This is a genomic window from Pseudoalteromonas sp. S3776 (genome assembly GCF_005886915.1).
Taxonomy (GTDB): domain Bacteria; phylum Pseudomonadota; class Gammaproteobacteria; order Enterobacterales; family Alteromonadaceae; genus Pseudoalteromonas.
On record NZ_PNCU01000010.1, the window covers coordinates 69,961 to 81,241 of the forward strand.

Below are 11,281 nucleotides of genomic sequence, written 5' to 3' on the forward strand. Positions count from 1 at the left end.
ACAGTAGATGTTAAAGCATAGTTTTACTTTTTTATGTTTATTGGTGCTAGCCGGATGTGCGCAAGTGCCAGAAAACAAAGTTGATGAGCGAGACCCGCTGCAAAGCATAAACCGTCCATTGTACGACTTTAATATGGACATTTTAGATGCTTATATTTTACGCCCTGTAGCTGTAGGGTATGTAGAAGTAACCCCTGTACCTGTACGCAATGGTATTGTTAACTTTACCGATAATATTAGTGCGCCTGTTGATATGATAAATGCTGGGCTACAAGGTAAGGCAGGTAACGCAGGCGTGAGTTTAGCGCGTTTTTTAGTTAACTCTACGGTAGGCGTATTTGGTATTTTTGATGTTGCAAGCTCATTAGGACTTGAACTTGTAGATGAAGATTTTGGCCAAACATTGGGCGTGTGGGGCGTTGGTGATGGCGCATATATTATGTTGCCAGCAATGGGTCCGACAACAGCACGCAACTTAACAGGCGATGTAGTCGATAACTTTGTGTTACCAGAAATAGCGCTGACTACGCCGCAAACTATTTTGGTGTTTGCGCTAAAAGCGGTTGAAGCTCGTGCGGCACTTATCCCGCAAGAAGGCCTACTTAATGACTCACTTGACCCGTACTTGTTTGTTAAAGACATATACTTTCAGCGTCAGCTTTATGAGCTATACGATGGCAACCCGCCAATTAAAGAAGAGCCTGAAGACTTTGATGAAGACTTCTTAGAAAGCTTATAAATAATAGCCATAAAAAATGCCAGCAATTGCTGGCATTTTTTTATGTGTAATTTGAGCTTAAATAAACGAGCACGTGTTTATTATTCTTTAACCATCAGCTGCATTTGCTCATTTACCCAGGTTAGGGCGTCATGGTATGCATTGGCCACTTCTTCGCCTAAATTTAACTGTTTAGCAATTTCGTTGGCGGCTTCCCAGTCTGCGTGCTCATAAAACTTAACCAAGTTTAGATACTGAGCAAGCAGGCCTTCGTCATTTAAGAGCGCTGCTTTGATCTCTGCAGAAAGCGGAAGCTTTTGCATAACGCTTTCCATGGTTTCATCTAAAATGGCATCCATAAGCGACATCATGCCGGTTAAAAAGGCCATACCGGTGTCTTTAAACTGGCCATGTGAAATAGCAAGTAGTTCGCCAAACCGTGCACGCGTTAGCGAAAGCCTGATTAGCTCTACGGGTTTATCCGCCGATACTTGCGCTGCAAATAGCAAAGATAACAGCTTTTTAATTTCGTTAGCGCCAAGTACGATGAGTGCTTGTTTAATTGTGTTTATTTCTGCTCTGCGTGCAAACGCAGCAGAGTTTGAATAACGCAATAACTTGTATGATAGATTTACATCACGTTCAAACACATCGGTGATCTTTTTAAGATCCATTTCAACAGATGAGGTTTCGTAAAGTAGCTCTGCTAATGCCATTTCTGATGGCGGTAGCGCTTTACTTTGTACCATTTCAGGCTTTGAAAAAAAGAACCCCTGAAAATACTCAAATCCAAGCTCAAGGGCTAAGTTATAAGCCTCATAGGTTTCTACTTTTTCAGCTAAAAGCTTGATGTGTGGATAGGCTTTAATATCGTTAATTATGGTTTTTATTGCACTTTCGTCAGTGGTTAAAAAGTCTATTTTTATAATATTGATAAACGGGTAAAAATGGCGCCATACAGGCTGATGAACATAGTCATCTAGTGCCAGTGTATAGCCTTTTTCGTTTAGCTCTTTGACTATAGCGAGTAAACGTTTACCTGGTTGCACTGTTTCAAGGATTTCTACAACAACCGTCTCTTTCCCTAACATCGTAGGGTAACCTTTTAGCAAAGTTTCCAGAGTAAAGTTAATATAGGCGGGCTTATTGCCAGTCAAATCTTCTAAACCAAAATTAAATTGACTTCCTTCGATTAGCTTCGTTGTTGCTTCGTCACCGTCTATGTCTGGAAATACATTATCCACGCCATCACGAAATAATAACTCGTAACCAACAAGCTCCTTTTCGCGGTCTAAAATAGGTTGGCGTGCAGCATAAAAATACATAAATAGTTCCGTACAAATTAATAATAAATAGCAATGGCTATAATATATGGGAAAACACTCTAAATAGCATTAGGTAATTATTATTGATTTAATGAATTGTTATTAAAAATTAGCTATATATGTAAATAAATTTACCATATATCGGGTGTTTGAGGGTTAAATAGTCAATAAGGCTGTTTTTTGTTCACTTCAGTGTAACAAGTTGGAGTTATCACCTTTAAGCATGATATAGTCAAGACGGATGGTTTTTACCCCAATAGTGTCTTTATTATAATATTTTAAGAGTCATTATTAGGATTAAAAGCCTGTTTTATACAACTTTGTGGAGGCGAATTTGGAAACAGGAATGATTATTTCACTGGCATTGTATTTTGTAGTCATGCTTGGCATTGGACTTTATGCATACAAACAGTCTACAAGTGATGTATCGGGTTATATGCTGGGTGGGCGTAGCTTATCTCCAAGTGTTGCAGCATTATCTGCTGGCGCATCGGATATGAGCGGTTGGATTCTAATGGGTTTACCCGGCGCAATGTTCGTTACTGGCTTTAGTAGCACATGGATAGCAATTGGTTTGGTTATTGGTGCATGGTTAAACTACTTTTTAGTTGCGCCTCGTTTGCGTGTTTACACTGAAAAAGCAAGCGATTCAATCACCATTCCAGACTACTTCTCTAATCGTTTTAATGATAAATCAAACCTTTTACGTGTAGTTTCTGCGGTAGTAATTATTGTTTTCTTTACGCTTTATACATCATCGGGTGTTGTAGCAGGCGGTAAATTGTTTGAAAGCTCATTTGGCTTAAGTTACGAAATGGGTTTATACATCACCACTGGTGTTGTTGTTTTATATACCTTATTTGGTGGCTTTTTAGCTGTTAGCTTAACGGACTTTGTGCAAGGCTGTATTATGTTTATCGCCTTGATACTTGTACCAACTGTTGCTTACTCTTTATTAGAGCAACCGCTAGAGTCGACTCTCCATAGTGTTAATCCAGATATGCTTAATTGGATAGGCGCAGGCTCTGCACTAGGTATAATTTCGGCAATGGCATGGGGCTTAGGCTACTTTGGTCAACCTCATATTATTGTGCGTTTTATGTCTGTGCGCAGCGTAAAAGACATGCCAACGGCTCGCCGTATCGGTATGACATGGATGATAGTTGCAGCGATTGGTGCTGTGGGTACTGGTTTATTTGGTGCCGCGTATACATACGAAAACAACATTGTTGTTGACGACCCTGAAACCATTTTCTTAATTCTTTCTGAATTATTATTCCACCCATTAATTGCTGGTTTTTTATTGGCGGCTATTTTAGCTGCAATCATGAGTACTATTTCTTCTCAGTTACTTGTTAGCTCAAGCTCATTAACAGAAGATTTTTATAAAACGTTTTTACGCAAAGAAGCAAGCGACACTGAGCTTGTTACTGTAGGGCGCGTTAGTGTTGCTGCGGTTGCACTGTGTGCGATTTACTTAGCGTATGATAGAGACAGCTCAATATTAAGCTTAGTAAGTAATGCATGGGCAGGTTTTGGTGCGGCATTTGGCCCACTGGTTCTATTTAGCTTGTACTGGAAACGCATGAACTTTGAAGGCGCTCTAGCAGGTATGATTGTAGGTGCTGGTACGGTTCTGTTTTGGATTTACTCACCATTTATGATTGATGGGCAAAGCTTAAGTAGTTACATGTACGAAATTGTACCTGGCTTTATTTTGGCAAGTATTGCAATTGTAGTGGTAAGTTTAGCGACGAAAGAACCAGCGCAAAACATTACTTCGCTATTTGATGAAGTTGAAAAGGAACTTTAATTAAATAACGTACTATAAGTATAAAAAAAGCCACCTAATTTAATTAGGTGGCTTTTTTATTGCTCGTGTTTTATTGAAACATCATAATCAATAGTTATTTAGCGGGTAATACAGTACTTTCTACGCTGCCAAAACCAATACGTGCAAAGCCTTCTCTTTCACACCAGCCGCGCATAATTACATTATCGCCATCTTCTAAAAAGCTGCGTTGCTCACCATTACTCAGGGTTATTTTTTCTTTTCCACCACGAGAAAGCTCTAATAAAGAACCCGCTTCTTCATGTGTAGGGCCAGACTGTGTACCTGAGCCGAGCATATCACCGGGCATAAAGTTACAGCCATTTACTGTGTGATGAGCCACCATTTGCGCCACTGTCCAGTATGAATGTTTAAAGCTTGAGGCAGAGACCTGCGTGGGTTGGTGGTTTTCATCACGCATTTTTTGGGTCTGAATTTTAACATCCATTTGAATATCAAACGCACCTTGCTCGCGGTTAGCTGCAGATTCTAGGTACGGCATTGGTTGCGGGTCGTTTTCATCACGTGTCCACGCCGTTCTAAAAGGCGCCAGTGCTTCAGTGGTAACAATCCAAGGCGATACGGTTGAGGCAAAGTTTTTAGCTAAAAACGGACCTAATGGTTGGTATTCCCATGCTTGTAAATCTCGTGCCGACCAATCGTTAAATACACAAAAACCAAATACATGGTTTTCAGCGTTTTCAATGGCGATAGCATCACCCAGTGCATTACCTTTGCCTAAGTAAATGCCAAGCTCTAACTCATAATCTAGGCGTTTACATGGGCCAAATGAGGGGGTATCTGCATCGGGGGCTTTAGTTTGCCCTTTAGGGCGGTGAAACGTTTGCCCCGATACATCAATAGATGATGAGCGACCATGATAGCCAATCGGCACCCATTTATAGTTTGGTAAAAGCGGGTTATCAGGGCGGAATAAACTACCAACGGCCGTTGCATGGTAAATTGAGGTATAAAAGTCGGTGTAATCACCAATACGACATGGCAGTGAAAACTCTATATCAGCTTGCGCAATAAGGGTACTTTGCATGTCTTTTTGTTGCTGTGCGCCTTCGCGTAATGCCTTTGAAAGTGCTAAACGAAGTGCTGACCAATACTGACTACCTAAACCCATAAATGTATTTAATGTTGATTCGCTTGCTGCATCAAGGGCTGTTTTAGCGTCACCGGTAAAAATGTTTAAGCGGCTCAATTTTGCTAAATCAATAACCTGATCGCCAATAGCAACCCCGCCTCTGAATTCCTCATTTGTGTTTTTAGTACGAAATTCTGCAAAAGGTAAATTTTGAATCGGGAAGTCACAGCCTTTAATATTGGCCGACTCTACCCAGCTGGTTAAATTAATGTCGTGGGTTTCGTTAATTTGGCTCATTACTTATCCTTTAGGTTTGATGTGAGGTGCATGCATTTATTTAAGCATACTTGTATCTTGCACCCTACTTTTTAAATATTAAAACGACAAAAAGCAGCGAAGATCGCTGCTTTTAATTTACTCAAAAAAAGTTATAAAACGCCGCGACGCTTTTGGTCTCGCTCAATTGACTCAAACAATGCTTGGAAATTACCTTCACCAAAACCACCGTCATCTACACGCTGGATCATTTCTATGAAAATAGGTCCAAATAAGTTTTTAGAGAAAATTTGTAATAGGTAGCAATTTTCACTTTGGCTATCGACTAATATTTGATGCTCGCGAATTTTTTCTTTGTCTTCTGCAACCCAAGGCACACGGTCAAAAATAGTGTCGTAGTACTCAGGAATAATGTCTAAAGTAGCAATGGTCGATTTATCAAGCTTATCAAGTGAGCTTACTAAATCGTCAGTTAAAAACGCGAGATGTTGTACACCAGGACCATTATATTCGCCTAAGTACTCATCAATTTGATTGTTGTTATTGCCTTTACCTTCATTAATAGGAATTGAGAAGGTGCCACAGGGCGATTTAAGTGCATACGATAGCAACGCTGTTTTTTGCCCTTTAATATCGAAGTAGCGTACTTCTGTAAAACCAAACACGTCTTTGTAAAAGTTTGCCCATGTTTCCATAGTGCCTTTATAAACGTTATTAGTTAAGTGATCTATACGAATAAAGCCTTTATCTTCAACTACATTTGGAGATGATAAATCGTCAAAGTCAGACTCATAAATAGACCCTTTATCACCAAATTGCTCAATAAAGTAAATTAGGCTGTCGCCAATACCGTAAATTGCGGGATAAGGTAAGTCTTTATGGGTAGAATCGGTTGCGGGTTTTGCACCCCTTGCCACAGCTGTTTCAAATGCATGCTGTGCATCGTTTACGCGCCAACCCATAGAGCAAATTGCTGGTCCATGACTTTTTGCAAATTCAGCAGAAAAGCCATCGCGTTCGTTATTTAGTAAAAAGTGAATGTCGTTTTGGTTGTAGTAGACAATATCTTTGCCTTTAAATTTTTTTAATTTTGAAAAACCAAAATCAGTAAACACTTTATCCATGTAGTCTGCATCAGGTGTTGCGTATTCAGTAAACTCAATACCAACTAAACCTAGTGGATTATTTGCTTCACTCATTTTTATTACTCCTGCAATAAATATTGCTACTGCGATTATGTGTTGTTGTCGTGTTGAGCTAGATAATCAACTAGATTTTGGATTTGGGGAAGAGGGGGGGCAGATTTAGCATTTGAGTAAACTGTAAATTTAATAAGACGTTTAATGTGTCAGTAGGTTTATACCTTACGCTTTAGCGTGAATATGTATAAATTAGCTTGATAATTTTAATTTATTAAAGTTTAAGATGTTGATTTAAATAAATAAAAAAGAGGTTTTATAAAAATAAAACCTCTTTTTAAAATATGGTTACGTATTGTTTTTTGTACTTAATTATTTACACTTTGTGTGCGATTGTTAAAAAACTGGTTGCGCTGCTCGAGCCAAAGGTTAGGTTTTACCGTGGGTGCTGCTTGGTAATGGCGCTCAATAGCTTGGTTTAATACCCGTGTTGTAGGGGTAAACGTAAGCTTTGATTGAGCGCTGCCCATGCTTTTAATTTCGTTTCGACTCAGGGCGCGCCCAGCATATAAAAGGGCGTTTAAATAACCAGGTACTGTTTCAAAGTTGTTATCTGTAAAGAGTAAAACAGCTGATGTTAATGCCCAGGTGTTATTTATTTCACCGTCTTCTTTAACACCAGCAAGCTCGCCGTCAATGTACACTTCAAATACCCCATTGCTGGGGGCGGTATAAAATACAAATGCTACACGGTGCCAGTTTTCAGGCTCTGTTTGCCCAAAATAACCACTATCACTGGTTGATTTACCGTAACCGCCCGCTGGGTCGATAAACATATCGGCATCATCAGTGAGGTAATCCTGTGTGTTTGCTTGCATGATAGCGCGATAAATATCTTTACCTTCTTCAGGCCAGTATAAGTCCATTACTAAGGTGTAGTCAGAGACCATGCCTTCGCTTGCATAATCACCATTGGCAGGTGTATTGAGGGTTATTAATAGCCCCTCAGTAGGCGCGTGGCGTGAAAACGCCATTACACCTGAGCTGCCATCAGCAAAATCAGAAATACCAAGCGCTTGCGTGGTACTATATTGAGTTTCCTCAGGGCCCCAGTTTGTTTGCTCAGGGTCAAAGTAGCTCAATACCGAAGGACCATAATCTGGTGTTAAAGGGTTGTTAGCATCGTCAAAATTCCACACAGTTACGTTGTTTTGTTCATCACATGAAAAGAGTCGATTATCGGTATCTAGGTATAGGCATTGGCTGGTTCTAAAGCGCGCATATTGATCAAGTAACCACCATGCTTCGTCAATGGCTTCTACGTTTAAAAAGTTGACGCCATTAAAAAATAATTCAGGATTAAGCGCTGCCCCTTTAAATAAAGCAACTTGATAGGTGCTCGCCGCTTGTATATTGTCTGGTTTGAGTAAAAGCCAATCGGGTTGACTGGCAAACATGGTGTTTAAATCGCTCCCAGTAACCGTTACGCTATATAACGAATTAAAACCGGGTGTGTTAGAGGGCTGGCGCTCAACATAGTAGGCTTTATGAAAGTCTTCTTGTGTTACAGTCCCGGGTGTCCACCTTGTTTGTACTAACTCAGGGTTGAGCAGTGCGGCCGTTATATCACTAGCATGGGCTGCAGCTAATGCCGTTATTTCTGCAAGCTCGATACTACTTGGGTAATTTTCAGAAATAGCAATTTCTGTGTTTGCATCAGGCGCATAACGCCCCATAATTTCGTCGATGGCACGTTTTGTTGCTTCATCATGTTCGCTAACGCTGTCAGTTTCAATGGTGCTGTAATCTATCGTTGGCGATGTCTTATCTTGCAGATTAAATGTCAGGGTAACATCGGTAATGCCTTTAGCATAAAAATCTGGCTGAATAACCACAGCGCCGTTCTCGAGCGTATTATAACTTTCTCCGCCATGAGTATGGCCGCCTAATACTAAGTCTATACCGCTTACATCGGTTGCCATATCAATATCTAAGCCTTCACCTAAATGGCTTAGCATTACCATATAATCAACGTCGTCTTGATACTGGCTTATTATACTTTGTGCTATTTGTTGCCACTGCCAGCTCATTTTAAATTGTTGGATAAAATCAGGAATGGGCTCATCATCTATCGGCTCATCTAGTTCGTTCCATGGTACAGAGGTCATGCCGAATACGCCCAAGGTCACACAGCCCACTTGTACTTTAGCGAAGCCTACAGCGGCAAAATCTTGTAATTGTTCACCTTCGTAGCGCGTATTACTGGCAAGCACAATGGCATTGTCATCTTGTGAATAGCTTAATAATTTTTCAGGTCCCCATGCATAGTCGTGATTACCTACCACACGTAAATCAAACTGCATGGCTTTAATGGCTTCTTCTGTAGCGCTACCTTGTGATAGTTGCTCAGCAACCGTGCCTTTTTCGTAGTCATCACCCCCGTTGGTAAAAAGGGTATGCGGCGTTTGTGCAAGTACTTGGTTGTAGTAGGCTTTTATGCGGCTAAAGTATTGCTCTTCATAACCGAATCGAGCATGTAAGTCGGCAACGTGAATAAACCTTACTGATTGTTCTGTTGCAGTGCTGTCACACGTTGGGCCAATAGCAGCAAAGGCCTCTTTACGTTGCATCATTATAGCGAAGGTACCCAGAGTTGTTACTTGTGCACTGATAAAGCCATCTTCAACAAAAGAGTTTTCAATAATTGTCCAAGAATCGTCCGATTGACTGGCAATAAATAGCTGGCCACCTAATTGGTAATCATCAGGTATTTTTATGGTAATTGTTATTGGATTACTAAAAGAAAACGTACTAGGGGTCAGTAGGTGTATATCTGAGATAATATTTAACAGTGCATTGGCATCATCTAATACTGTTTTTTCGTAGGTAAGCTCAGTACTTTGAGAAACAGCATTGGCGGGTACAGTCAGCAAAAAGCTTCCTTCATCAAGGCTGACATCTAAACCGGTAGTTGAAGATACGGTTAACTCGCTTGGCTCTGGCTCGACTGGATCGTTAGGGTTAGTTGTAACTTGATCGTCTGAACCACCACAGGCAGATAATAAAAAAATACAAAAAATTAAAAATGGGGTGCGATATAAAGTTAACAAGCGCATGTACTGCGTCCCTGAGACAAGTTAAAAATTAATCAGCAGATAATAGCAGTTTACAGCGAGGTGATATAGAAGTTTGAGAAAATTTCCCCCATAGCGGCTATGGGGGAAATTATAAGTAGTATTACGCGTAATTAAACGTGCAATATTATGCGGTTTTTTCTTCCAGGCCTTGTTTTTCCCATACTTTCGCTTTAAAGCTCATTAGTACTAAAACAATACCAACGCCAATGCTGAATAAGGCGATTTGTAAATATAAGTTAGGGATTTCTTGAACGTTATTCGGATCAAAGTTACCCGCAAGTATGCCCGAGATAACATTACCAATAGAGTAGGTTAATACAAATACACCCATTAACTGGCCTGTATAACGGCGAGGTGATAATTTGCTTACCGCACTTAATGCTACAGGGCTTAAACAAAGCTCACCCACTGTATGTAAAAAGTAAGTAGTAACAAGCCAATAAGGCGCCACTTTTAATCCTTCAGCAGCGTACTGAGCAGCCATGAACATGACTAAAAAGCCAGAAGCCATAATAATCAAGCCAAGTGCACATTTAACGCTGTAAGTTGGCGAGATCATTTTCTTAGATAAATTAATCCAAAGCGCTGCGAAAAACGGCGACAGTACAATAATAAACAGTGAGTTTAAAGATTGAAACCATGTAGTTGGAATTTCAAACGTACCGATAAGGCGGTCTGTGTAATCACGAGCAAATAGGTTAAGTGATGAACCCGCTTGCTCAAAACCAGACCAAAAACACGCAGAGGCAACACACACTAAAAATAGTGCCCACATTCTTTGTTTTTCTTCACCAGTTAAATTGCCTTTAAAGTAAATAAGGCCAAAGTATACAAAAAATATAACAGTAAATATAACGGCTGTGTAACCGGCTACAACCGACGGGTTTATGGTAATAACACCCGTCATAGCGGCTACTGTAACGCCAGTAACAACAGCAACAAACAATGCAATTGCACCCCATGTGCGTGTAGTACCTTGAGGGCTTAATGGGTTAGCAGGTAGTGCGCTGTGCTCAGGTAGGTTGTTTAATGTACGTTTATATTGGATTAAGCCAATCGCCATACCTACAGCTGCAGCACCAAATGCCCAGTGCCAGCCAACGTTTTCCATAAAGTAACCACATACGTAGTAACCAATTAAAGAACCTAAGTTAATACCCATGTAGTATATAGCGTAACCGCCATCGCGGCGCTCATCAGCATCACTGTATAATTGGCCTACCATAGCGCTGATATTTGGTTTAAGTAAACCAGTACCTGTTGCTACAAATATTAAACCAATAAAAAATGAATATTCATGTGGAACGGCCAAAATAATATGGCCACACATAATTATTATACCGCCATACCACACCGCTTTTTGACCACCGAATAATCTATCGGCAAGCCAACCACCTGGCAGGCCTAAAAAGTATACCGCGCCTGTGTATAAACCATAAATTGCAGCAGCTGATGCAACAGTAAAGCCTAAGCCTTCTTGTTGTAAGCTTGCTGTCATAAACAATACGAGCATCGCTCGCATGCCGTAGTAACTCATTCGTTCCCACATTTCAGTGAAGAACAATGTTGAAAGTCCTTTAGGGTGGCCAAACCAACCACTATCTGGAGCTGAACTCATATTTACTTCCTAACTTTAAGAATTGTTGTAATGGCCTTATAATTTTTTGCTTTAGCTGTTTTGTGCCATGGGGCATTAAAACGCTCGACCATCTGTATATTATTTGTAGCTAAGATAATGATTTGCTAAATGGTAGTAACACCA

Annotated in this window: 7 protein-coding genes; 2 read left to right on the forward strand and 5 right to left on the reverse strand. The window is 40.3% G+C overall.

Annotated elements, in window-relative coordinates; translation table 11 throughout:
• Positions 1–7: 7 nt before the first annotated feature.
• Positions 8–739: an MlaA family lipoprotein gene (locus tag CWC16_RS05780; RefSeq protein ID WP_138540836.1), complete on the forward strand. Its 732-nt coding sequence runs from the start codon at positions 8–10 to the stop codon at positions 737–739.
• A gap of 80 nt (positions 740–819) precedes the next feature.
• Here CWC16_RS05780 and CWC16_RS05785 read toward each other — a convergent pair whose 3' ends face one another.
• Positions 820–2,043: an EAL and HDOD domain-containing protein gene (locus tag CWC16_RS05785; RefSeq protein WP_138540837.1), complete on the reverse strand. Its 1,224-nt coding sequence runs from the start codon at positions 2,041–2,043 to the stop codon at positions 820–822.
• Positions 2,044–2,377: 334 nt separating this feature from the next.
• Between CWC16_RS05785 and putP the strand changes: the two genes are divergently transcribed.
• A complete protein-coding gene (gene putP / locus CWC16_RS05790; protein WP_055015950.1) occupies positions 2,378–3,856 on the forward strand; it encodes a sodium/proline symporter PutP in 1,479 nt (492 codons plus the stop codon).
• A 94-nt stretch (positions 3,857–3,950) separates the two neighbouring features.
• Here the strand turns inward: putP and fahA are convergent, their stop codons facing one another.
• The 4 genes from fahA to CWC16_RS05810 form a co-directional block, all read right to left on the reverse strand.
• Positions 3,951–5,264: a fumarylacetoacetase gene (gene fahA / locus CWC16_RS05795; protein WP_138540838.1), complete on the reverse strand. Its 1,314-nt coding sequence runs from the start codon at positions 5,262–5,264 to the stop codon at positions 3,951–3,953.
• Between the two features lie 131 nt (positions 5,265–5,395).
• Positions 5,396–6,442, reverse strand: a complete 1,047-nt coding sequence (hppD, locus tag CWC16_RS05800) for a 4-hydroxyphenylpyruvate dioxygenase (protein WP_138540839.1) — start codon at positions 6,440–6,442, stop codon at positions 5,396–5,398.
• 308 nt (positions 6,443–6,750) lie between these two features.
• Complete coding sequence (locus tag CWC16_RS05805) at positions 6,751–9,498, reverse strand: metallophosphoesterase (RefSeq protein ID WP_138540840.1); 2,748 nt, start codon at positions 9,496–9,498, stop codon at positions 6,751–6,753.
• A 145-nt stretch (positions 9,499–9,643) separates the two neighbouring features.
• Positions 9,644–11,137, reverse strand: a complete 1,494-nt coding sequence (locus CWC16_RS05810) for a peptide MFS transporter (RefSeq protein WP_138540841.1) — start codon at positions 11,135–11,137, stop codon at positions 9,644–9,646.
• Positions 11,138–11,281 lie beyond the last annotated feature (144 nt).